This is a genomic window from Sulfitobacter sp. SH22, assembly GCF_965641905.1.
Classification (GTDB): domain Bacteria; phylum Pseudomonadota; class Alphaproteobacteria; order Rhodobacterales; family Rhodobacteraceae; genus Sulfitobacter.
On sequence record NZ_OZ282573.1, the window covers coordinates 3,395,113 to 3,417,941 of the forward strand.

22 protein-coding genes are annotated in these 22,829 nt (G+C 59.3%); 15 read left to right on the forward strand and 7 right to left on the reverse strand.

Annotated features, from left to right (window positions below; genetic code table 11):
* Window positions 1–7 precede the first annotated feature (7 nt).
* The 6 genes from ACSQ13_RS18550 (at window position 8) to ACSQ13_RS18575 (ending at window position 7,239) form a co-directional block, all read left to right on the forward strand.
* Window positions 8–2,104 (forward strand): FAD-dependent oxidoreductase, encoded by a 2,097-nt coding sequence (locus ACSQ13_RS18550; protein WP_295508311.1) that lies wholly within the window; start codon window positions 8–10, stop codon window positions 2,102–2,104.
* A 48-nt stretch (window positions 2,105–2,152) separates the two neighbouring features.
* Complete coding sequence (locus tag ACSQ13_RS18555) at window positions 2,153–3,358, forward strand: acyl-CoA dehydrogenase family protein (protein WP_176251224.1); 1,206 nt, start codon at window positions 2,153–2,155, stop codon at window positions 3,356–3,358.
* Window positions 3,355–4,488, forward strand: coding sequence for an acyl-CoA dehydrogenase family protein (locus ACSQ13_RS18560; RefSeq protein ID WP_176251225.1), 1,134 nt, complete (start codon window positions 3,355–3,357; stop codon window positions 4,486–4,488). The genes ACSQ13_RS18555 and ACSQ13_RS18560 overlap by 4 nt, the downstream gene beginning before the upstream one ends.
* The gene (locus ACSQ13_RS18565; RefSeq protein ID WP_037227793.1) at window positions 4,469–4,897 is read left to right on the forward strand and encodes a PaaI family thioesterase; all 429 of its coding nucleotides are present in this window, start codon (window positions 4,469–4,471) and stop codon (window positions 4,895–4,897) included. Before ACSQ13_RS18560 ends, ACSQ13_RS18565 begins: the two co-directional genes overlap by 20 nt.
* A complete protein-coding gene (locus ACSQ13_RS18570; RefSeq protein ID WP_295508318.1) occupies window positions 4,894–5,667 on the forward strand; it encodes an oxepin-CoA hydrolase, alternative type in 774 nt (257 codons plus the stop codon). The genes ACSQ13_RS18565 and ACSQ13_RS18570 overlap by 4 nt, the downstream gene beginning before the upstream one ends.
* Before the next feature lie 78 nt (window positions 5,668–5,745).
* Window positions 5,746–7,239 (forward strand): class I adenylate-forming enzyme family protein, encoded by a 1,494-nt coding sequence (locus ACSQ13_RS18575; RefSeq protein WP_176251227.1) that lies wholly within the window; start codon window positions 5,746–5,748, stop codon window positions 7,237–7,239.
* Between the two features lie 81 nt (window positions 7,240–7,320).
* Here the strand turns inward: ACSQ13_RS18575 and rpe are convergent, their stop codons facing one another.
* From rpe to ACSQ13_RS18610, 7 genes are all read right to left on the reverse strand, one after another.
* Window positions 7,321–8,010 (reverse strand): ribulose-phosphate 3-epimerase, encoded by a 690-nt coding sequence (gene rpe / locus ACSQ13_RS18580; RefSeq protein WP_176251228.1) that lies wholly within the window; start codon window positions 8,008–8,010, stop codon window positions 7,321–7,323.
* A gap of 106 nt (window positions 8,011–8,116) precedes the next feature.
* Complete coding sequence (locus ACSQ13_RS18585; protein ID WP_176251229.1) at window positions 8,117–9,118, reverse strand: NAD-dependent epimerase/dehydratase family protein; 1,002 nt, start codon at window positions 9,116–9,118, stop codon at window positions 8,117–8,119.
* On the reverse strand, window positions 9,115–12,318 hold the full coding sequence (locus tag ACSQ13_RS18590) for a 2Fe-2S iron-sulfur cluster-binding protein (protein WP_295508326.1): 3,204 nt from the start codon (window positions 12,316–12,318) through the stop codon (window positions 9,115–9,117). The genes ACSQ13_RS18585 and ACSQ13_RS18590 overlap by 4 nt, the downstream gene beginning before the upstream one ends.
* A gap of 114 nt (window positions 12,319–12,432) precedes the next feature.
* Window positions 12,433–13,077, reverse strand: coding sequence for a nucleoside/nucleotide kinase family protein (locus ACSQ13_RS18595; RefSeq protein ID WP_176251231.1), 645 nt, complete (start codon window positions 13,075–13,077; stop codon window positions 12,433–12,435).
* Between the two features lie 24 nt (window positions 13,078–13,101).
* Window positions 13,102–14,157 (reverse strand): YeeE/YedE family protein, encoded by a 1,056-nt coding sequence (locus ACSQ13_RS18600; protein ID WP_176251305.1) that lies wholly within the window; start codon window positions 14,155–14,157, stop codon window positions 13,102–13,104.
* Window positions 14,158–14,184: 27 nt separating this feature from the next.
* On the reverse strand, window positions 14,185–14,520 hold the full coding sequence (locus ACSQ13_RS18605; RefSeq protein WP_255200257.1) for an ArsR/SmtB family transcription factor: 336 nt from the start codon (window positions 14,518–14,520) through the stop codon (window positions 14,185–14,187).
* A 70-nt stretch (window positions 14,521–14,590) separates the two neighbouring features.
* Window positions 14,591–14,971, reverse strand: a complete 381-nt coding sequence (locus ACSQ13_RS18610; RefSeq protein ID WP_176251233.1) for a hypothetical protein — start codon at window positions 14,969–14,971, stop codon at window positions 14,591–14,593.
* A gap of 68 nt (window positions 14,972–15,039) precedes the next feature.
* Here ACSQ13_RS18610 and ACSQ13_RS18615 point away from each other — a divergent pair, with 68 nt between their 5' ends.
* The 9 genes from ACSQ13_RS18615 to ACSQ13_RS18655 all read left to right on the forward strand — a co-directional run bounded on the left by ACSQ13_RS18615 (window position 15,040) and on the right by ACSQ13_RS18655 (window position 22,795).
* Window positions 15,040–15,780 (forward strand): cytochrome c biogenesis CcdA family protein, encoded by a 741-nt coding sequence (locus ACSQ13_RS18615; protein ID WP_176251234.1) that lies wholly within the window; start codon window positions 15,040–15,042, stop codon window positions 15,778–15,780.
* A 23-nt stretch (window positions 15,781–15,803) separates the two neighbouring features.
* Window positions 15,804–16,373, forward strand: a complete 570-nt coding sequence (locus ACSQ13_RS18620; protein ID WP_295508332.1) for a thioredoxin family protein — start codon at window positions 15,804–15,806, stop codon at window positions 16,371–16,373.
* 112 nt (window positions 16,374–16,485) lie between these two features.
* On the forward strand, window positions 16,486–16,959 hold the full coding sequence (gene soxX / locus ACSQ13_RS18625) for a sulfur oxidation c-type cytochrome SoxX (RefSeq protein ID WP_176251235.1): 474 nt from the start codon (window positions 16,486–16,488) through the stop codon (window positions 16,957–16,959).
* A 37-nt stretch (window positions 16,960–16,996) separates the two neighbouring features.
* Complete coding sequence (gene soxY, locus ACSQ13_RS18630) at window positions 16,997–17,416, forward strand: thiosulfate oxidation carrier protein SoxY (protein WP_176251236.1); 420 nt, start codon at window positions 16,997–16,999, stop codon at window positions 17,414–17,416.
* Between the two features lie 22 nt (window positions 17,417–17,438).
* Window positions 17,439–17,768, forward strand: coding sequence for a thiosulfate oxidation carrier complex protein SoxZ (gene soxZ / locus ACSQ13_RS18635; RefSeq protein ID WP_176251237.1), 330 nt, complete (start codon window positions 17,439–17,441; stop codon window positions 17,766–17,768).
* A gap of 27 nt (window positions 17,769–17,795) precedes the next feature.
* Window positions 17,796–18,650 (forward strand): sulfur oxidation c-type cytochrome SoxA, encoded by an 855-nt coding sequence (gene soxA, locus ACSQ13_RS18640; protein ID WP_176251238.1) that lies wholly within the window; start codon window positions 17,796–17,798, stop codon window positions 18,648–18,650.
* A gap of 96 nt (window positions 18,651–18,746) precedes the next feature.
* Window positions 18,747–20,450 carry a thiosulfohydrolase SoxB gene (soxB, locus tag ACSQ13_RS18645; protein ID WP_176251239.1) on the forward strand — a complete coding sequence of 568 codons (1,704 nt, stop codon included), beginning with the start codon at window positions 18,747–18,749 and terminating at the stop codon, window positions 20,448–20,450.
* A gap of 31 nt (window positions 20,451–20,481) precedes the next feature.
* On the forward strand, window positions 20,482–21,753 hold the full coding sequence (gene soxC / locus ACSQ13_RS18650) for a sulfite dehydrogenase (protein WP_176251240.1): 1,272 nt from the start codon (window positions 20,482–20,484) through the stop codon (window positions 21,751–21,753).
* Entirely contained in the window at window positions 21,737–22,795 is a 1,059-nt protein-coding gene (locus ACSQ13_RS18655) for a c-type cytochrome (protein WP_176251241.1), read from the forward strand. Before soxC ends, ACSQ13_RS18655 begins: the two co-directional genes overlap by 17 nt.
* Window positions 22,796–22,829: the final 34 nt, after the last annotated feature.

A 22,829-nucleotide genomic window follows, 5' to 3' on the forward strand; every position in this document is an offset into this window, starting at 1 on the left:
TTGACAGATGAGCGATAAAATCAACTACACCCGCAAAGGCGACATTGCCGTGTTGCGCATTCAGAACCCGCCGGTAAATGCATTGTCGCATGCCGTGCGCGAAGGTCTGGTTGCGGGCATAGCCCAAGCCGAAGCCGACGCAGGCGTTAAAGCGGTGGTGATCGTCGGCGAAGGCCGCGCCTTTATCGCTGGTGCCGATATCACCGAATTTGGCAAAACCCCGCTGGAACCCTATCTGCCCGATGTCTGCAAGCGGATCGAAGCCTCGCCGCTGATCGTTGTCGCGTCGATGCATGGCGTGTCCTTGGGCGGGGGGCTCGAGATCGCATTGTCGGCGCATTACCGCGTTGCGCAGCCATCGGCCCGTGTCGGCCTGCCCGAAGTGCATCTGGGCCTGATCCCCGGTGCCGGTGCCACGCAGCGTCTGCCGCGTTTGGTCGGTGTGGATGCATCGCTTGATCTGATCACCTCGGGCCGTCAGGTCAAAGCGGACGAAGCATTGCAACTGGGCATCATCGACAAAATCGTCGAAGGCGACCCCGAAGAGGTCGGTCTGGCCTATGCGGAAACTCTGGTTGCCGAGGCAGCACCACGCCGTGCGGTCAGCGAAATGCCTGCCGCGCAAGCGATTGACTGGGATGCCGCCTATGACGGCACGCTGAAAAAAGGCCGCGGCCAGATTTCCCCCGCCCACGCGGTGCGCGCTGTTCAGGCTGCGTCCGAGCTGCCGTTCGACGAGGGGATGCTGGCCGAACGCAAGATCTTCATGGACCTGATGGAAACCGATCAACGCCAGGGCATGATCCACGCGTTTTTCTCGGAACGTGCAGTGGGGAACCTGCCAGAGCTGAAAGGCGTCACGCCGCGCGGATTGCAGTCGATCGGGATCATCGGCGGCGGCACAATGGGCGCTGGCATCGCCACGGCGGCGCTGCTGGCCGGGTTCAACGTCGTGCTGATCGAAATGACGGCCGAGGCTGCCGACGCCGCACGGGGCCGCATCGCCGGCAACCTGTCGGGGGCGCTGAAGCGGGGCAAGATCAGCCAGATGAAATACGACGCGATGACCACCACCGCGCTTGAAGTGTCGATCAACTATGACAGCCTTGCCTTGGTTGATCTGGTGATCGAAGCCGTGTTCGAAGACATGGACGTCAAGAAAGACGTGTTCGGCAAGTTGGACGCGGTGTGCAAACCCGGTGCGATCTTGGCGTCGAACACATCCTATCTGGACATTGACGAAATCGCCGCCAGCACCTCGCGGCCTGAAGATGTGATCGGGCTGCACTTCTTCTCGCCCGCGCATATCATGAAACTGCTCGAGGTGGTTGTGGCCGACAAGACAGCACCCGACGTCGTCGCAACGGGCTTTGCGCTTGGCAAGGCGCTGAACAAGATCACGGTTCGGGCCGGCGTTTGTGACGGCTTTATCGGCAACCGCATTCTGGCGACCTACCGCACCGCTGCCGATCACATGGTACTGGACGGCGTGCTGCCCTATCAGATCGACAAGGCGCTGGTTGATTTCGGCTTTGCTATGGGGCCCTTTGCTGTGGGCGATCTGGCGGGGCTTGATATCGGCTGGGCCACGCGCAAACGCAAGGCGGCCACACGTCATCCGGCTGAACGCGTGCCGACATATCCTGACAAAATCTGCGAAGGCGGTAACTTTGGCCAGAAGACCGGCAAGGGCTATTATATCTACGAGGCAGGCACCCGTGGCGGCATTCCGAACCCCGACGTGCCCGTCTTGATCGAGGCCGAGCGCAAGGAGCGGGGCATCACCCCGCGTGATTTCACAGATGCCGAAATCGTGCGCCGCTATATGGCCGCGATGGTGAACGAGGCCGCAAAACTGCTGGGCGAAGGCATCGCGAAGCGTCCCCTCGACGTCGATATGGTGCTGCTGTTTGGCTATGGCTTCCCGCGCTATTGGGGTGGCCCGATGAAATGGGCCGACCTGCAAGGGTTGCCCGCGTTGCTGGCCGATATCGAAACCTACGCCAAGGAAGACGCATGGTTCTGGGAACCGGCACCGCTGCTGAAACAACTGGTGGCGGAGGGTCGCAGCTTTGACGATCTGAACAAAGAAGCCGCTCAATAATTGAACAAGGGCGCAATGCCCGAACGACATAAACCGGAGGAAAGATTAATGGATCTGAGCTATAGCGACGAAGAAAAGGCATTCCGCGCCGAAGTGCGCGCCTTTCTTGAGGAAAAACTTCCCAAGGAAATGAGCGATAAAATTCGCAAAGGCGAAGAGCTGGGCAAAGCGGGACAAGAAGAATGGCACGCCATTCTGAACGCCCAGGGCTGGCTGGCCCCGAACTGGCCCAAGAAATTTGGCGGTGCCGAATGGAACGCCGTTCAGCGCCACATTTTCGAGGAAGAAGCCGCCGCACATTATGCCCCGCGCATCGTGCCGTTCGGTCTGTCGATGCTGGCCCCCGTGCTGCAAAAATTCGGCTCGCAAGAGCAGAACGATTACTGGCTGCCCCGCATCCTGTCGGGCGAAGACTGGTGGTGTCAGGGTTATTCCGAACCGGGTGCCGGTTCCGACCTTGCCTCGCTGAAAACCGAGGCCGTGCTGAACGAAGAGGGCACGCATTACATCGTCAACGGTCAGAAGACCTGGACGACCCTTGGCCAGCACGCCAACATGATCTTCTGCCTTGTGCGCACCGACAAGAAGGTAAAGCAGCAAGAAGGTATCTCGTTCCTGCTGATCGACATGGATAATCCCGGCGTCGAAGTCCGCCCGATCATCCTGCTGGATGGCACCCACGAGGTGAACGAAGTCTGGTTCACCGATTGCAAGGTTCCGGTCGAAAACCTTGTCGGCAAGGAAAACGAAGGCTGGACCTATGCCAAGTACCTGCTGACCCACGAACGCACCAACATCGCAGGCGTCGGGTTCTCTCAGGCCGGTCTGACCGCGGTCAAGCGGATCGCACGCGCCGAAATGTCCGGCGGCAAGCCGTTGATGGAAAACCCGCACTTTGCGGCACGTGTTGCACGGGTTGAAATCGACCTGATGGCGATGAGCACGACCAATTTGCGCATCGTTTCCAAGGCGGCGGCAGGTGCGGCACCGGGTGTTGAATCCTCCATGCTCAAGGTCAAAGGCACGATCATCCGTCAGGAAATCAACGATCTGGCCCGCCGTGCGGCAGGTGCCTATGCGATGCCATTCGCATCCGAAGCGATTGAGGGGTCCAACCTTGCCCTGCCTGATCCGTTGAACGCAGGCCCCGTGGCCGCGCAATATTTCAACAACCGTAAACTGTCGATCTTTGGCGGCTCGAACGAAATCCAGCGCCAGATCATTGCCAAAACAACGATGGGAGGTGGAGCATGAACTTCGACCTGACAGAAGAACGCCAAATGCTTCAAGACAGTCTGCGCCGTTTCCTGCGCGACAAATACGATACCGCGACACGCAACAAGATCCTTGAAAGCGACACAGGGTTTTCCGCCGACATCTGGAACGGCCTTGCCGAACTGGGTGTCATCGGCGCGTTGTTCACCGAAGATCAGGGCGGCTTTGGCGGCGCTGGTTTCGACCTCGCGGTGGTGTTCGAAGAGCTGGGCCGCGCAGGCGTGGTTGAGCCCTTCCTTGATACGGCTGTTCTGGGCGGTGGTCTGATCGCCGAACTGGGCAATGACGACCAAAAAGCCCATGTCGAAGAAATCATCGGCGGCGCGCTGCAACTGGCGTTTGCCCACGGCGAACCTACCAGCCGCTATGATATGAACCGCGTCAGCACCACGGCCAAGGCCGATGGCGACAACATCGTGTTGAACGGCCGCAAGGCTGTCGTCGTGAACGCCGAAAACGCCGACATGCTGGTTGTGTCTGCGCGCGAAAGCGGTGACGTGGCAGACGAGGATGGCATTTCGCTGTTCCTGGTGCCTGCCGACGCCAAAGGCATCACGCTGCAAGGCTATGCCCTGCTGGCCGGTGGCCGTGCTGCGGAAATCACGCTGGATGATGTGACTGTGCCTGCCTCTGCCCGTCTGGGTGACGCTGGCAAGGCATACCCCGCGATCGAGGCACGTATCGCCGCCGCAAACGTCGCGATCTGTGCGGAAACGCTGGGTGCAATGGAAACCGCTTGCCGTCTGACGCGCGACTATCTGATGACGCGCAAACAATTCGGCAAACCGATTGGCACGTTCCAGGCGCTGGCGCACCGCATGTCCGACCTGTTGATCGAGATGGAGCAGGCACGCTCTGCCGTGATCGTCGCGGCTGGCCATCTGGAAGCCGGATACAAGAGCCGCGAAAGCCATGTATCTGCTGCCAAGAACCTGCTGGGCCGCGCTGGCCGTTTGGTTGCCGAAGACAGCATCCAGATGCACGGCGGTATTGCCATGACCCAGGAATACGAACTGGCCCATATCGCCAAGCGTATCATCATGTCAGACCACCGCTTTGGCGACACCGACCACCATCTGGAGCGCTACATTGCCATCGCAGCAGCCTGACGAAAGCTTGCTGATCCGGGACGAGACCGGCACCCAAACGCTGGTCGGGTATGTCGTTGACATATCCGATCCGCCCCACGGGCGCTGTTACCTTGATCTGGGTCCGCAACACCTCAACCGGCACGGCGTCCTTCATGGCGGTATCGCGGCCACTTTGCTGGATAACGCATGTGGCATGACCGGATCGCTGAGCGTTGATCCCAAAGGTCTGAACCCGTTCTTGACGATCTCGTTGACCACGCAGTTTCTGGCAGCGGGTAAACCGGGGCGGGTCACTGCCACGGGTCGCATCAAGGGCGGCGGGCGCAGCCTGCTTTATATCGATGCGGAACTGGTCCACGAAGACGGCACCGTGATTGCCACATCGACGGGCGTGTTCAAACGCGTCCCACAGGAGAAACTGACATGAGCGCACGGATTGAGGACAAGGGTGACCGGATAATCGTCTGGAACGGCAATGCCCATAAACGCGGTGCCCTGTCGCCCGAACTGTACGCCTGCATCAAGCAGGCGATTGAACTGGCTGCCGCACCCCGTGTTCGCGCGGTCATCCTGACCTCCGAGGGCGATTTTTTCTGCGCAGGCGGAGACCTGAACGTGTTGATCGCGCGCCGCGACCTGCCCGAGGACGTGCGCCGCAGCAAGATCGACGAATTGCATGATCTGGTGCGCGCGATCCGCAACAGCCCGGTGCCCGTGATCGCCGCTGTTGAGGGCGGTGCCGCCGGTGCGGGCCTGTCCTTTGCGCTGGCCTGCGACCTGATTGTCGCCGCGAAAGGTGCCAAATTCACTGCTGCTTACGTGAAAGCTGGCTTGGTCCCCGATGGCGGTCTGACCGCGTCGCTGGCCCGCGCCTTGCCGCGTCAGTTGGCGATGGAGATGTGTTTGCTGGCGTTGCCTGTCACCGTCGACCGGATGCATGACCTTGGCGTTGTGAATGCGCTGGCCGAACCGGGGGCGGCGATGGAAGGTGCGATGGCCTATGCCGACCGTCTGGCCCAGGGCCCGCGTCAGGCGCAATCTGTCATTCGCGGCCTTGTCGCCCAAGCCTATGACGTGACCGAGGCCGCGCAACTGGACGCTGAACGCAACGCCATGGCCCATGCCGCTGGCGCGGATGAAGCTGCCGAAGGCATTGCCGCCTTCCTGGAAAAGCGCAAACCGAATTACGGCGGCTGACACGCTGCCAAACTGAATATGCACTTTGCGGCCCAAGCCGGCCCAAAGCGAAAATACCTGCGAGGAGGCAGAGCTATTATGGCGCGCGTAGAGCAATATCTTGAGCAACAGATCACATCACGGGGTGATGCAGCTGCCCTAAGCGATAGCGTCGGCACCCGCTGGACATTCAATGATCTTGGCAAAGCCTCGGATGCGGTGGCTGACCAGTTGAGAGCGGCGGGCGTTCAGCCAAACGACCGGGTCCTGCTGCTGTCGGAAAACTGCGGCGCTGCCGTGGCCACGATCTTTGGCACCTGGAAAGCCGGTGCTGTGATCATCCCCGTCAACGCCCGCCAGACCGAGGGCGAGGTGAAACGCATTCTGGATCACGCCGCACCTGCTGCCGTGTTGATGACCACCGGCGCATCGCCGGATGCGGTAAAACATGCCGAAGCCATGGGCGCGCAGGAGATCACCGGCGCATTCGGATCGCTGCATCTGGCCACGCCCATTGCCAGCAATCCTGACGCCGACCTAAGCGATGTTGCCGTCCTGCTGTACACAACGGGCACCACGGGCGACCCCAAGGGCGTGATGCTGACCCATGAAAATGTGCGCTTTGGCGGCATGACCTCGGCCAATTTGCGCGGCATGACGCCGGGTGACGTGGTTTACGGCGTGTTGCCGCTGACCCATGTGTTTGGGCTGTGTTCGGTGCTGACCGCATCCTGCTATATCGGGGCCGAAGTCCGGCTTGAAGCGCGTTTTTCGGCTGAAAAGCTGTATAAAGCGTTGACGTCGGGCGTGAATTTCCTGTCCGCCGTGCCACAGATGCACGCATTGCTGATGCAATACACCAAGGAAAAAGGGCTGACCCAGCTTAATTCCGAAACCCTGCGCTATGTGTCGTCAGGGGCCGCACCGCTGGACCCTGCCTGGAAACGCAAGGCCGAAGGGTTCTACGGCGTGGCGATCCAGAACGGCTACGGCATGACCGAAACCACCGCAGGGACATCGGCAACCTCCAACCCCATCGGATCGCCCGATGTATCCGTCGGCCCGCCACTGGCAGGAATCGCGGTCAAGATTGACGACACCGTCGAAGGCGGCAGCCCCGGCACAGGCGAAGTGCTGACCCGTGGCCCGCACATCATGAAGGGCTATTACAAGAACCCCACCGAGACTGCGAAAGTGGTCGATGCCGAGGGCTGGCTGCGCACCGGTGATTTGGGCAAGCTGGACGAACAGGGCCTGCTGCATATCCTTGGCCGGTCGAAAGAGCTGATCATTCACGGCGGGTTCAACGTGTACCCACCCGAGGTCGAAGCCGCGATCAACGACCACCCGCAGGTGATCCAGTCTGCCGTGATCGGACGCAGCAAGGACGGCGACGAGGAGGTGCTGGCATTTGTCCAGATCGCCGAGGGCGACACTTTGGCCCCCGACGATCTGCGCGCTTTTGTGAAAGAGCGGTTGACGGGATACAAACGGCCCAAGCATATCATCATCGGCACTGCCTTGCCTGCGGCACCCACGGGTAAGATCCTGAAGCACAAGTTGATCGAGACGTTCAAAGATCAGCTTTCCTGAACCCCATTGAAATAAAAAAAGGCCGGCCCCCCATGATGGAAGGCCGGCCTTTTCATGCGCATCGCATCGTTCGTTCGAGGTTTAGACGTAAACGCCCGACGCCGCAGCGCGGATCGCGCGGATGTTTTCGCCGTAAGGGGCCGGATCGCTGGCCGACCCACCCCGGAACACAGCCGATCCTGCCACCAGTACATCCGCACCGGCCTGCGCCACGCTGGGGGCTGTCTTCACATCGACGCCGCCATCAATTTCGATATGGATCGGACGGTCGCCGATCATGGCGCGCAGGGTTTTGATCTTGTCGGTCATGTTGATGAACTTCTGACCGCCAAAGCCGGGGTTCACGGTCATCACACAGACCAGATCGGTGATATCAAGCAGATGCTCGACCGCCGAGGCCGGCGTGCCTGGGTTTAGCGCCACACCTGCCTTGGCCCCCGCGCCGCGGATCGCCTGAAGCGTGCGGTGGATATGGGGGCCGGCCTCGACGTGGGCGGTGATGAAATCGGCACCGGCCTGCGCGAAGGCATCAATATAGGGATCAACGGGGGCAATCATCAGATGCACGTCCATGATGCCCTTGATATGCGGGCGGATCGCCGCACAGGTCGTGGGGCCAAAGCTGATGTTGGGCACAAAATGCCCGTCCATCACATCGACATGGACCCAATCCGCGCCTTGCGCTTCGACGGCGGCGCATTCTGCCCCGAAATTCGCGAAATCGGCGGCAAGGATGGAGGGGGCGATTTTGATAGAACGATCAAACGACATGTTTCTGGGCCTTATTGGGAGGGTTGAGCGCGATATAAGCATTGGCAGTGCCGGTGGCAATCGGCGGAGCCTTCGGCGAGGATTTTAGACCATTTGGAAATCAGGGTCAGATTTTATAATAGTCGCGATACCAGTCGACGAAGTTTTGCAAGCCGGTTTCAATCGGGGTGACGGGGCGCTGGCCTGTGAGGTTTTGCAGCAAGGTGGCATCGGCCCAGGTGGCGGGCACATCGCCGGGTTGCATGTCGTGGTAGGTCTTGATCGCTTCGCGCCCGCAGGCTTTTTCGATGGCGGCGATGAAATCCATCAGCGGCACGGGGCTGTCATTGCCGATGTTGACGACGCGGAAGGGTGCGACGTTGGACAGGCTGTCGTTTTCAACGGGCGTGTCACCGGGCACGGTGTCGATCAGCGCAAGGATCGAGGCGGTCAGATCGTCGATATAGGTGAAGTCACGCTTCATGTCGCCGTGGTTGTAGATGTCGATCGGGTCGCCGTTCAGGATCGCTTTGGTGAATTTGAAATGCGCCATGTCGGGGCGGCCCCATGGGCCATAGACGGTAAAGAACCGGAACATGGTGATCGGCAGATGATACAGATGCGCATAGCTGTGGGCCATGTTTTCAGTCGCCTTTTTGGTGGCGGCGTAGAAGGACATTTGCGTGTCGGCCTTTTGGGTTTCGGCATAGGGCATTTGCGTGTTGGAGCCATAGACCGAGGAGGTCGAGGCCAGCAGCATATGCGCGGGGGGATAGGCGCGGGCGGCTTCGAGCAGTTCAAACGTGCCGATCAGGTTCGCCTCGACGTAGTCGCGCGGCGCGTCGATGGAATGGCGCACGCCCGCCTGGGCGGCCAGATGCACCACCGCGTCGGGGCGGTGCTGTTCGAACAGCGCCATCAGCGTGCCGGGCGTTTCCAGCCGGTCGTTGATCACGCTGAACCCTGCATGCTGGTTCAGCATCGCCTGGCGGCGTTTCTTGAGGGCGACATCGTAGTAATCCGACAGGCAGTCCAGCCCGATGACTTTCCAGCCGGCCTCCAGCAGCGCGATGCTTGTGAAATAGCCGATAAATCCTGAGGAACCTGTGACAAGGGCCGTGCGCGTCATAGTTCAATCTCCAATACGCCATTCGGGTCGGCCGCGCGGGACTGGCACAGGATGATTTCGGTTTCGCGCTGGTGGGCGGAAAGGACGAAATCGCGATGCTCGGCCTTGCCCGACAGCAGCTTGCATTTGCAGACCCCGCATATGCCATCGGCGCATTTGATGTCCAGTTTGATATCTGCGGCAATCAGCGCATCGCTGGCGGATTGATCCGCGCCCACGGGGATCTCGCGGCCATCCGGCAGGCGCAGGGTAAAGGGGTGATTGACATATTCGGGCTGCACGGGGGGTGCGAAATATTCCAGATGCAGCGCGTCATCGGGCAGGCCGCTGGCCCTGCCTGCGTCCATCACCGCCTGCATATAGGCGTCAGGCCCGCAGGTGTAGACATGGGTGCCCTGTACCGCGCGCGCGATCAGCGTAGCCAAATCGGCGCGGGTGTTTTCCGCGCTTAGGTGGATGTGGACGCGGTCAGACCAGGGGGCCTGCGACAGAAGGTCGGTAAAGGGGGCCGCTGCACGCCACGGGGCCGAGTAATGCAGTTCAAACGGTTTGCCGATGGCATGCAGGCGATGGGCAAAGGCAATCATCGGCGTAATGCCGATACCGCCGCCAAACAGCAGGCTGTGGGGGGCGTCCTTGATCAGTGGGAAATGGTTTGCCGGGGTCGAGACGAAAACCCGCCGCCCTTGGGTAAAGATGCGGTGCAGCAGGGCGGAGCCGCCCCGGCCCGCATCCTCGCGCAGCACCGCGATTGTGTAGCTGCTGCGATCGGCAGGATCACCAAGCAGTGAATAGGGGCGCAGGTATTCGGGGGCGACAACCAGATCAAGATGCGCGCCAGCTGTCCAGGGCGGCAGATCAGCGCCATCGGGGCGGGCGAATTCATACAAGGTTACGGCCCTGCTAAGGGGGCGGACCGACACGATGCGCAGGTCAAGCACAGGCGTGGCTGTTCCGGCATCATAAAGGTGCAGATGCGCGGTTTCGCCTGCCGCTGTGCGCGCGCGGTGTACGTCGGCGGTGATCAGGGCAGCGTGCGCCTTGATCCCTGCCTCGCGGTTCATCGGGTCGGGATAGGGCCAGGGATGCGGGGCAAGCGGGGCGGGGTAGACGGCCAGGGTTTGATCTTCGGCACGCAGTTTGAGGTCGGGGTGAAGGCCGCGGGCGTTGACCGGATGGGTGGGCGATGTGACCGTGCCGTTGCGCTGCTGTTCGATGTCCCACCACCATTTTTTCGCAGGGTTCAAACCGCCACGGCCCAAGGTGTCATCCAGCCGCGCCAGCAACGGGGCCGCGGCGGGGATGGTGCTGGCGGCCCAGCGAAACGGAGCTTCGGCGAACAGCCCTTCGAGGTTCCACGGGCAGGTTTTCATGCAGCGCCCACACATCGACCCGCCCTTGTTGGTGATCCGGTAGGTGGCGCATTTCTGACTGTCGGATTTCCAGATCTCGTAGCCGTTGAACATCTTTTTGGGGCCAGCGGTGATCGCGCCAGACGGGCATTCGCGGGCGCATTTATTGCAGGCCTCGCAGAATTTTTGCAGGCCGAAATCAATCGGTTTGTCATGGGTGACGGGCATGGTGTGGGTGACCACGCCGGATTTCAGCCGCGGGCCAAGGAACGGGTTCAGGATCACCTCTCCGATGCGGCTGACTTCGCCAAGGCCCGACAGCAGCAACAGGGGTGGCTGCAACACATCGCCATCCATCACCGTATGGGCCTTGGCGTCAAAGCCGAGATTGCGCAGATGCTGCGCCAGAATGCCGCCCAGAACCGAAAACCGCAGATAGGCGCGCATGGATTGGGCGGTGCTGATCCAGTCATCGCCGGAGGCACCCTCCATCGTGTCAAAGCCTTGGTCGATCACCACGCTGAGCGCTTGGTCGTGGGGCGGGGTGATCGGCGTGCCAGTTGCGTCATGGCTGTACCATGTCCAGTCAGGGCAGGCGGACAACCCTGCCGCATCGACCCCCAGAAAATACGCCGCCGCTTTCAGGTTTGCGGCGTTTCGCGCGGCACCTGCATCCTGTGCCGTCGGGGCGCGGGGACCCTTTTGCAGCAGGATCAGCGCGCCCAGCAACCTACGTTGCGCCGAGGCAGGGGCAGATTTGACGATATGTTGGCCGTCTTTCATGGCGTCCTGCACTTTGGGCCCCATGTCGCCAAACTGGCCGCGCGCAAACATATCCGTGCGCTTGGGGATGCGCGGCACATTGGCGGCGTCAATATAGGTGGTGGGGCTGTCGACCCGCTTGAGGGTCTCGAACGGGTGGGGGCCATCGACAAAGCTGCGCTTGGCATAGGGGTCGTGGGTCCGGGCGTTGGCCCCGCCATGGGTGCCAAGCTGCCACGCCAGCCCGCGCAAGACAGATGCGGGTTGCTGCGCCAAGGGGCATAGCGGCAGGTCCGCGGCCATTGGCATGTCGGTCGTGATCGCGGCAAGCCCATAGCGTTGGCCCAGCCAAGGCGCGCAAGGCGCATCGTCCTGCATCACGGTCAGGCCCGCCGCCAGCGCGAGTTTCGGCAGATGCACATCGCTGCAGGTCGACGAATGGGCGCGGGCATCAAAGCCGAGGATGCGGATATATTCCGCCAGAATGGTGGCTGTTTCAGTGGCACGCAGGGACGCACGTTGGGCTTGGGCGTCGATGATCCAGTCGGACCCTTTTTCGGTTTGCGCAGGATCACGCGGATAGGCGACCAGCACGACAATCGCGTGGGTGTGGTGGGGGACCGTCGCGGTGTCCGCGCCAGCAGTATCGTGCAGATCGGCCATGATTGCGTCGATGCCGGTGGCCAGCGTTTTGGTCTGGCGGTGTTTCAGATCCTCGACCAGGGCTGCAACATCGGGGTTCTTGCGCGGCACCCGCAGGAAGGCAGATGCGGGCAGGGCGCAAACCCCCATCATCGAGGCGTCGTTGTAATAGCCAAACGCCTTGAGGTGCTGCGCCCGTTCCACAGGGTCATCGGGAATTTCGGCTTTGGTCTCCTTCACCTTGCCCGACCTCAGGGCATCCATCATCGCCTGAAACGGGCCCATCGCGTTGATGATGCTTTGGGGTCTTTCAGGTGCGCAAAACGAGACGGTTGGAAACGGGATTTCCGGAAACTCCGCAGGCGGTTCGGCCTTCCTGCGCAGGCGTTCAAGCGGGTAGGGGCCAAGATGGACGGGGCGCGATTTACCGGAAAAAATCTTCATAGGGTGAACCGTGCCACCGGGGAGGCGGAAAAGACAGCGTAAAGATAATCGGCGTTTGAAAGGCGGCTGTTGCGGCCTCTTGGTCGTCAGGCCGATGCGCGTTCCTGAAAGCGGCTAGGCGGTCGGCCCCGCGAGGGTTACCTCAAGATCGCAGGGCATACGCTGCGCATAAAGGCGGCGCGCATTTGCCATGTCGTTGCCATCGGCACGGGTTTCGGCCTGTGCTTGGGTGTGGTCATGAGCCAGCCAGCGCTCAACCAGCCGCGCGCGCAGGATATCCGGCGGCACATTCAGGAATATCCGGAAATCCCAAAGCTCGTATAAGTCGCGCCAGCCTGTGTCATCGAACAGCAAATAATTGCCCTCAACGATCACGGTTTTCACACCGTCGGACAGCGCGCCACCATCGGGAACAGACCTGTCATTGCTGCGGTCAAACGTCGGAAAGGACACCGCGTCGCGGGTGCCAAGTCGCGCAACCAGATCGGTCAGGCCCGCCACGTCAAATGTTTCCGGCGCGCCTTTTCGGCTGCGCAACCCGCGCAGATCCAGATCGGCGTTGTCCAGATGAAACCCGTCCATCGGAACAACCTGGGTGCGGTGCCCCTGGGCGGTCAGGTGATCCGCGATTTTGTCGGCAAAGGTGGATTTTCCGCTGGCAGGGGCACCGGCCAAAGCGACCAGGCGGCGTTTTCCCGCAACGGGGGCGGACAGGATCGCGGCACAGATATCTGCAAGGGTCGGATCGGTTTCGGTCATCTTTGCCCCATCTTTCGGCTGATCTTAGTCGATACGGCTAAAGCCTTCGACCAATTGGCGCAAGCCGATCACGGCCCCCAAAACAATACAGGCCAATGTCACAGGCGCGCTATAGGCCAAGACCGAAAATGCCGATAATCCCTGTCCGACGCTGCATCCGACGGCAACAACCGCCCCGAAGCCCATCAAGACGGCCCCGCCCATCTGGCGGCGCAATTCGCGGGGGTCTTCGCAGGCTTCCCACCGCATATGACCCTTGATCAGGCATCCGGCCAGCGCCCCCAGAATGACGCCCGCAACAGACCCCGTGCCAAAGCTGATGGTGTTGCCCGAGGACGTCATGAGGTACAATAACGTCTCGCCCACAGGGGCGGTGAAAGTGTGCGAAATGACGATGCTGCGGTCAAATCCGTTTGCGGAAATCCACTGGGTGGCGGCCCAGCCCGAAACAACGGCAACACCAACGACGGCACCCCAGAAAATGGAGGCAGGGCTGGCCCTCAACCCCTTGTGCAGCAAGGTCACAGCGACCAGCAAAACGCCAGCCGTGATGCCGACAATATGCAGATCGACGGGGATATGGCGGGCGACCAGATGCGCCAGACCGGGGGTATGGGTGCCCACCTCGGATGTCGGGAATAATGCCAGACGGGTTGAGGAGAGCGGACCGCCAAGCGCCACATAGCCCGACACGCCCATGACGACCGATATCATAAACGACCGCAAGTCACCGCAGCCCATGCGCGCCAATGCGCCGTAACCGCAGTTGCCTGCAATCGCCATGCCATAGCCGAAGGTCAAGCCGCCGATGATGCTGGCATAGGGGTTCCATGCAAGGGAAAGGTATAGTGTGTGGCTGAGGTCCAGTAACCCGCCCGCGGATAGGCCGAATGTCCCGATCAACGCGACGCCAAGGGCAATGCCCCACATGGCAAAACGGGTGGAGGTGGCACCATAATACAGGTCTTCGATGGCACCCAGTGTGCAAAACCGCCCAAGCCGCGCCGCAAGACCCAGCAAAACCCCACCGAACAATCCGGCAAAGGCCATCAACGCGGGCTCGGAAAACCGGTCCAACATCAGCGCACCCATTCCGGTCATTTCAGATCAGTCTGCGCGACAGAAAAGATCATAGACAACTTCCATGATCTGCTTTGGGCGTTCATCCGCAAGGCGGTAAAAGATGGTCTTGCCATCCCGGCGCGGGATCACCAAACCTTCAAGCCGCAACCGCGACAGTTGTTGGGAAACAGCGGCCTGCCGTGCCGACAGCAATTCTTCGAGTTCGGTCACAGATTTTTCGCCCGATGCCAGATGGCACAGGATCATGAGCCGTCCTTCGTGGCTGATCGCCTTGAGAAAGTTGGAAGCATGAACAGCGTTTGACGCCATTTTGTCGAGGTCTTCGGCACACATGTTTTTGTCAAATACGGGTAAGCCCACTGGACGGTTTCCTTCGTACATTTTTCATAGTCAAAACTGCAGTGGCCATTCCAAAACAGCATTTAACGCCTCAGCTTCCGTTCGGCGGCATCATCAAATTGTTATCATACATTATCTTTTCCAATACACCCCAAAAGAAATCCTCGCCCGGATAGCCTTCGATGCGGGAAATTTCCTGCCCGTCGACCACCAGAATAAAGGTTGGCGTGAACCGCAGGCTGCGCGCGAACGTCAGGTCGGACGGCGTGTCGGCCTTGATATCAATGCGGCGCAGGGGGGCGGTTTTGCCGGCTTCGGTTTTGGGATAGATCGGCGCGATCTCGTCATTCCAGCGGGCGCACCACATGCAGCCTTTTTCCTCGGCCATGATCAAAGAAGCCTCGGCCGAGGCTTGGCCCGACAGTGTTGCCAGAGCCAGAAAAGCAAAAAGGACAGCGCGGATACGTGACATGAAAAGACCTGTTGATTTCGTATAACATAATGCGAATATGTGCATGACACAAGATAAAGGCAGCCCTCATGCTTGAAATTACGTTTATTGGCGCTGCGGTTGCCGGGTTGCTCTCCTTTTTGTCGCCCTGCATCCTGCCGATCGTGCCGTTCTACCTGAGCTATCTGGCGGGTGTCGGGATGAACCAGATCACCGCAGACGGGCCGGTAGATGCCGCTGTGCGCCGCCGCGCTGTGCTGGCGTCGCTGTTTTTCGCTGCCGGTGTCATTACCATTTTCATGGGGCTGGGGGCTGCGGCGTCCACCTTTGGTCAGGTGGTCCGAGAGTATTTCGACTATCTGCGCTGGATCGCGGCGGCGATCATCATCGCCATGGGGCTGCATTTTCTGGGCGTGATCCGCATTGGAATCCTGTACCGTCAGTTCCGGTCGGACGCCGGTGATACCGGATCGACCAGCCTGATCGGGGCCTATGTGATCGGGCTTGCTTTTGCCTTTGGCTGGACGCCCTGCGTGGGGCCGGTTCTGGCGGCAATCCTCTTTACGGCTGCGGGTACCGATACCGCGACCAATGGTGCGCTGCTGTTGTTTACCTATGGCGTTGGCATGACCGCACCTTTCGTTCTGGCCGCGATGTTTATTGGCCCGTTCATGCGGTGGATTGCGCGGTTTCGCCAGCATCTGGGCACCGTGGAGAAGGTCATGGGCGTTTTGCTGATCATCTTTGGTCTGCTGATCGCAACAAATTCGATGAACTATATTGCGCAATGGATGATTGAGACCTTTCCGATTTTTGGTGGCATCGGATAAATTGCGCTCAACAAGGAGTGATCATGATGAAGCTTTTGAATGCCTGCCTGACCGTGGCTGCCGTCGCCTTGTCCGGTTCGGCCTTTGCCGCTGAATTGGGCGATGACGGTCTGCACAAAACCGAATGGATGCGCGACACCTTCAAGGATCTGAACGAGGATCTGGCCGAAGCCAATGCCGAAGGCAAACGCCTGATGCTGACCGTCGAGCAGCGCGGCTGCATCTATTGCGCGAAGATGCACGAAGAGGTGTTTCCTCTGCCCCATATCGATGCCTACCTGAAAGAGCATTTCTTTGTCGTGCAGATCAACATGTTCGGCGATGTCGAAGTGACCGATTTCGACGGCGAATCCCTGCCCGAAAAAGACATGGTGCGCAAATGGGGGATGCTGTTCACGCCGACGCTGGTGTTTTTGCCCGAAGAAGTGCCCGAAGGTAAGACCGCAGCAACCGCAGCGGTCGCGACAGTGCCGGGGGCGTTTGGGCCGGGCACGACCTTTAATATGCTGCAATGGGTGGTGGATAAGGAATACGAGGGCGACGAGCCGTTCCAGAAGTATCTTGCGCGCAAGCTGCAAGAGCAGGGCAACTGAACCGGCCCGCCTTGATCACGCTAACTAAAAATTCACAAAAGCGAATTTATAGTTGCGTCAATTTGGCGCTGAGTCTACGCTAGTATACAAATAAGAGTCTTTGGGAGGACACATGAGAGTTTCAATATACGCCTTTGTTGCGTCAGTTGGGGTTGCTACCAGCGCATTTGCCGCAGAAGTCGCACCATCCGACGTGAGCTATACGGACGGTGCGGTCGAGATGTCTTTGACAGGTGTTGCCGGCAACCCTGAAGAGGGCGCTAAGATCGTTGGCAGCAAAAAGCTGGGCAACTGCGTGGCATGCCACGAAGTCAGCGCTTTGCCAGACATCGCGTTTCAGGGCCTGATCGGCCCCGCGCTTGACGGTGCCGGCGACCGCTGGAGCGAAACCGAACTGCGCGGCATCGTGGCAAACGCCAAGATGATGTTCGAGGGCACGATGATGCCGTCCTTCTACAAGAACACCGGCTATATCCGCCCGGGCAACGCCTATACGGGCAAAGCCGCCGATGACACGCTGGGGCCGCTTTTGTCGGCGCAGCAAGTTGAAGATGTCGTGGCATATCTCGCCACGCTCAAAGATTAAAAGCCCCGCAAAAAGGGGTTTGTTCAGGAGTATGACAATGGAATTCACAAGACGTAATGCGATCGTCATGGGTGCAGGCGCATTTGCCGCGCTGGCGCTGCCAAAGCTGGCCATCGCGGCCGGGGGCGAAGACGCAATTGCCGCCTTTACCGGTGGCGCAGAAATGGCGGACACGGGCGTAACACTTACCGCGCCCGAAATTGCTGAAAACGGTAACACCGTGCCAATCGAAGTTGACGCCCCCGGCGCGACCGAGATTATGGTTCTGGCGATGGGCAACCCGACACCGGGTGTGGCGACGTTCGCTTTCGGCCCTCTTGCCGGATCGCAGCACGCGTCCACACGTATTCGTCTTGCGGGTACGCAAGATGTGGTGGCGATCGCCAAAATGGCTGACGGGTCCTTTGCGAAAGCATCGAGCACGGTAAAAGTGACAATCGGCGGCTGCGGCGGCTAAGGCTTTATAAGGAATTAATGAAATGGCATCTGGTGTAAAACCCCGCGTCAAAGTACCAAAATCGGCAGCAGCAGGTGAATCAATCACCATCAAAACGCTGATCAGCCACAAGATGGAATCCGGCCAGCGCAAAGACGCCGACGGCAACGTGATTCCACGTTCGATCATCAACCGCTTTACCTGCGATTTTAATGGTCAAAATGTAGTGGATATCACGCTTCAGGCGGCGATCTCGACCAACCCATACCTTGAATTCGACGCTCTCGTGCCAGAGGCCGGGACGTTCACCTTTACATGGTATGACGATGATGGCGACGTCTATACAGACACAAAAGACATCGCAATCGGTTAAGCGTCTGCATTCTCGGGAGGAATAAGAATGAATAAATTCACCAAAGGTTTAAGCGCCTGCATGACCGCGATTATCGTGGCATCGGGTGCAATGGCCGAACCAGCAGACGACAATCTGGTCATCAACGAAGATATCGAAATCGTAACCCGCACAGCCGCGCCTGCGCATCTTTCTGATGTCATGGACGAAGTTATGTCGGGTTGGTTGTTTCGTGGCGAGGAAACCCGCGCCATGGAACGGGATGATTTCGACAACCCGGGCATGATATTTGTCGAAAAGGCCGAAGAAACCTGGAACACTGCTGACGGTACCGAAGGCAAATCCTGCGCGGATTGCCATGGCGCATCAAGCGACATGTCAGCCGTACGCCCTGTATATCCGAAATACGTCGAAGCCGCTGGCGAAGTGCGTACCTTGGAAATGCAGATCAACGATTGCCGTGAAAACCGCATGGGTGCCGAAAAGTGGAAATACACTGGCGGCGACATGGTTAACATGACGGCGCTGATGGCGTCTGTTTCCCGTGGCTTGCCTGTGAACGTCGCCATCGACGGTCCTGCGCAATCCACATGGGAACAGGGCAAGGAAATCTATTACACACGTTTTGGTCAGCTTGAGCTGTCCTGCGCAAATTGCCACGAAGACAACTATGGCAACATGATCCGCGCGGACCACCTGAGCCAGGGCCAGATCAACGGTTTCCCCGCCTACCGTCTGAAGAACAGCAAGCTGAACGCAGTTCAGGACCGCTTTAAGGGCTGTGTCCGTGACACCCGCGCCGAAACATTCGCGCCGGGCAGCCCCGAATTCGTGGCGCTGGAACTGTATGTCGGCTCGCGCGGTAACGGTCTTTCTGTCGAAGGCCCGTCGGTCCGTAACTAAACTACTCGGCCCCGCCTTACTTTCGTAGGGCGGGGTTTTTCGTCCATTACTTATTCAAACATGCGCATGTGAATGCGCGAAATTAAGGCAAGTCGCATGATTTCTCGTCGTGATTTTCTTCAGGCCAGCATGGCTGCAACCGCCCTTTACGGGGCATCGTCTTTTGGCAACTGGGGCAAGCTGGCCGCACAGCAGGCGCTGACCCAAGACAAGTTGCTTGAATTTGATACCTTCGGCAATGTCAGCCTGATCCACATCACCGACATTCACGCGCAACTAAAGCCGATCTATTTCCGCGAACCGTCGATCAACATCGGCGTCGGCAACAACAAAGGGGCCGTGCCCCATGTCACCGGTTCTGATTTCCGCAAGCTTTACGGCATCGACGATGGCAGCCATTCTGCTTACGCGCTGACCTATGATGATTTCTCGTCGCTGGCCAAGGGGTATGGCAAGATGGGTGGTCTTGATCGCGTGTCCACCGTGATCAACCAGATCCGCGCCGACCGGCCCGATGCCTTGCTGCTGGATGGCGGCGACACATGGCATGGCAGCTATACCTGCTATCAGACTCAAGGTCAGGACATGGTTAACGTCATGAACGCGCTCAAGCCTGACGCGATGACGTTCCACTGGGAATTCACGCTGGGGTCAGACCGCGTCAATGAAATCGTCGAAGGGTTGCCCTTTGCCGCGCTTGGCCAGAACATTTTTGACGCCGAATGGGACGAACCGACCGAACTGTTCCCCCCCTACAAGTTCTTTGAATCCGGTGGTGTGAAAATTGCCGTGATCGGGCAGGCTTTCCCTTACATGCCGATTGCCAACCCCGGTTGGATGTTCCCCGAATACACTTTTGGTATCCGTGACGAACGGATGCAGGAAATGGTCGACGAAGTCCGCGCCAAAGGGGCCGAACTGGTTGTTTGCCTGAGCCACAATGGTTTTGACGTAGACAAGCAGATGGCCGGAATTGTGACTGGCATTGACGTGATCCTGTCGGGTCACACCCACGACGCGCTGCCCGAACCTGTTTTGGTGGGCGAGACGATCATCGTTGCGTCGGGGTCGAACGGCAAATTCGTCAGCCGCGTCGATCTGGACGTGCAGAATGGCCGCATGATGGGCTTCCGCCACAAACTGATCCCGATTTTCTCGGACGTGATTGAACCCGACAAGGCGATTACTGCACTGATCGACGAACAACGCGCGCCCTATGCCGATCAGCTCAGCGAAGTTATCGGCAAAACGGCCGACGACACGCTGCTGTACCGCCGCGGCAATTTCAACGGCTCGTGGGATGATCTGATCTGCGACGCGCTGCTGTCTGAACGCGAGGCCGACATCGCGCTGAGCCCCGGCGTTCGCTGGGGGCCGTCGATCCTGCCCGGTCAGGAAATCACCCGCGAAGACATCTGGAACGTCACCTCGATGACCTATCCCGAAGCGTACCGCACGGAAATGACCGGTGAATTTCTGCATGTCGTGCTGGAAGACGTGGCCGATAACCTGTTCAACCCTGATCCCTATTACCAGCAGGGCGGGGATATGGTGCGCACCGGCGGGCTTGGCTACCGCATTGACGTGACCAAACCCCAAGGCAGCCGCATTACCGAAATGACCCTGCTGAAAACAGGCGAGCTGATTGATCCGGCCAAGACCTATCAAATTGCCGGCTGGGCCTCTGTTAACCAGGGCACCGAAGGTCCGCCGATCTGGGACGTGGTCGAAAGCCATATTCGCAAGCTGGGCACCGTATCGCTCGCTGAAAATACCAGTGTAACCGTCGACGGCGTTTAACGTCGAAATTTAACTAAGGGAAGGTTTTGTCATGTCAGACACCTTTGAAGCAAAAAAACCAAACCGGCGCGCGTTTCTGCGCGGTGCCGCGACCGCAGGGGTTGGCGCACTTGCTGCCGGCGCTGCGCGCGCTGAGACACCTGATCCGCTGATCACCGAAACGCAGGAATGGGCACAGTCCTTTGGCGATGGCGTTGACGCCACACCTTACGGTTTGCCGATCCAGTTCGAAGGTGATGTGATCCGCCGCAATGTTGAATGGTTGACGGCCGATACTGTAAGTTCGATCAACTTTACGCCGATCCACGCGCTGGATGGCACGATCACGCCCCAAGGCTGCGCGTTCGAGCGTCACCATTCCGGTGCGATCGAGCTGAAGAAAGAAGACTACCGCCTGATGATCAACGGGCTGGTCGACCGTCCGCTGGTCTTTACCTATGCCGACCTTGAACGTTTTCCGCGTGAAAACCACACGTATTTTCTGGAATGTGCGGCCAACACCGGCATGGAATGGGCCGGCGCGCAGCTGAATGGTGCGCAGTTCACCCATGGCATGATCCACAACATGGAATATACCGGCGTGCCTTTGCGCACCCTGCTGGAAGAAGCGGGTTATGATACCGCAGGCAAATGGGTCTATGTCGAAGGTGCCGATGCATCGTCGAACGGGCGTTCCATCCCGATGGAAAAGGCACTGGACGACGTTCTGGTTGCGTTCAAAGCGAACGGCGAAGCGCTGCGCAAAGAGCATGGCTATCCTGTGCGTCTTGTCGTGCCCGGATGGGAAGGCAACATGTGGGTCAAGTGGATCCGCCGGATCGAAGTCACCGATGCCCCGGTCGAGAGCCGCGAAGAGACCAGCAAATATACCGACACGCTGGCCAATGGCATCAGCCGTAAATGGACGTGGGAGATGGACGCGAAATCCGTCGTCACCTCGCCCAGCCCGCAATCGCCGATCACTCATGGCAAGGGGCCGCTGGTCATCACCGGCCTTGCATGGTCCGGGCGTGGCGCGATCACCCGCGTTGATGTGTCCAAGGACGGCGGCAAGACATGGGAAACCGCGCGTCTTGCCAAACCCGGCGAGAAAATGGCCCTGACCCGCTTTTACCTCGATACGGATTGGGACGGCGAAGACATGTACCTGCAAAGCCGCGCGATGGATGAAACCGGCTATGTCCAGCCTACCAAAACGCAGCTGCGCGACGTGCGCGGGCTCAATTCGATCTATCACAATAACTGTATTCAAACCTGGTGGGTTCGCCCGAACGGGGAGGCTGAAAATGTCGAAGTTTCTTAAATCAATCTCCATCGGTGCGGTTGCCACCTTGTTGGCCATGCCTGCGGCTGCGCAAACATTCGGCCTGGGCCGTGCTGCCCTGCCAGAGGAAATCGCCGCCTGGAATTTGGACATCCACCCCGATGGGACGGGCCTGCCTGACGGTCAGGGCGATGCAATCGAGGGCGAAGAAATCTTTGCCGCGAAATGCGCCGCCTGTCACGGCGACTTTGCCGAGGGCATTGATAACTGGCCGAAACTGGCGGGCGGTATGGATACGCTTGACCACAAGGACCCTTTGAAAACGGTCGGGTCATATTGGCCCTATCTGTCCACCAGCTTTGACTACATCCGCCGCTCTATGCCTTACGGCAATGCGGGGACGCTGACGGCAGATGAAACCTATGCGATCGTGGCCTATATCCTGTATTCCAACGACCTGATCGAAGATGATTTCGTGTTGTCCAAGGACACGTTCCTTGACGTCGAGATGCCAAATGCCGACGGGTTTATTGTGGACGACCGGATGGAAACCGAAGTCGCGATTTGGTCCGGCGAGCCTTGCATGACCGAGTGCAAGGACAAGGTCGAAGTGACCATGCGCGCGCTGGTTCTGGATGTGACCCCCGATGTGGACACAACCACAGCCGCAGCCGCTGAACCTGCTGCCACCGAAGAACCTGTCGCAGCCGCCGCCCAAGAGGAACCCACCGCAGAGCCCGTCGTCGCTGCTGCGGACCCGGCCTTGATCGCCGAGGGTGAAAAGGTATTCCGCAAGTGCAAAGCCTGCCATCAGGTCGGTGACGATGCCAAAAACCGGTCCGGTCCGATCCTGAACGGTGTGATGGGGGCATCTGCGGGCCATATTGATGGCTTCAAATACTCCAAAGCGTTGATGGGTAAGGCCGAAGAAGGTCTGGTCTGGACTGACGAAACCCTGGCAGAGTTCCTTGCCGGTCCCAAAGCCTATATCAAAGGCACAAAGATGGGTTTTGCAGGTCTGAAGAAAGACGACGAGATCAAAGCGGTCATCGCCTATCTGGCGACGTTTTCGGGCCAGTGATCCCGGCTGGCTGCCTCTGACATGTTGATCGCCA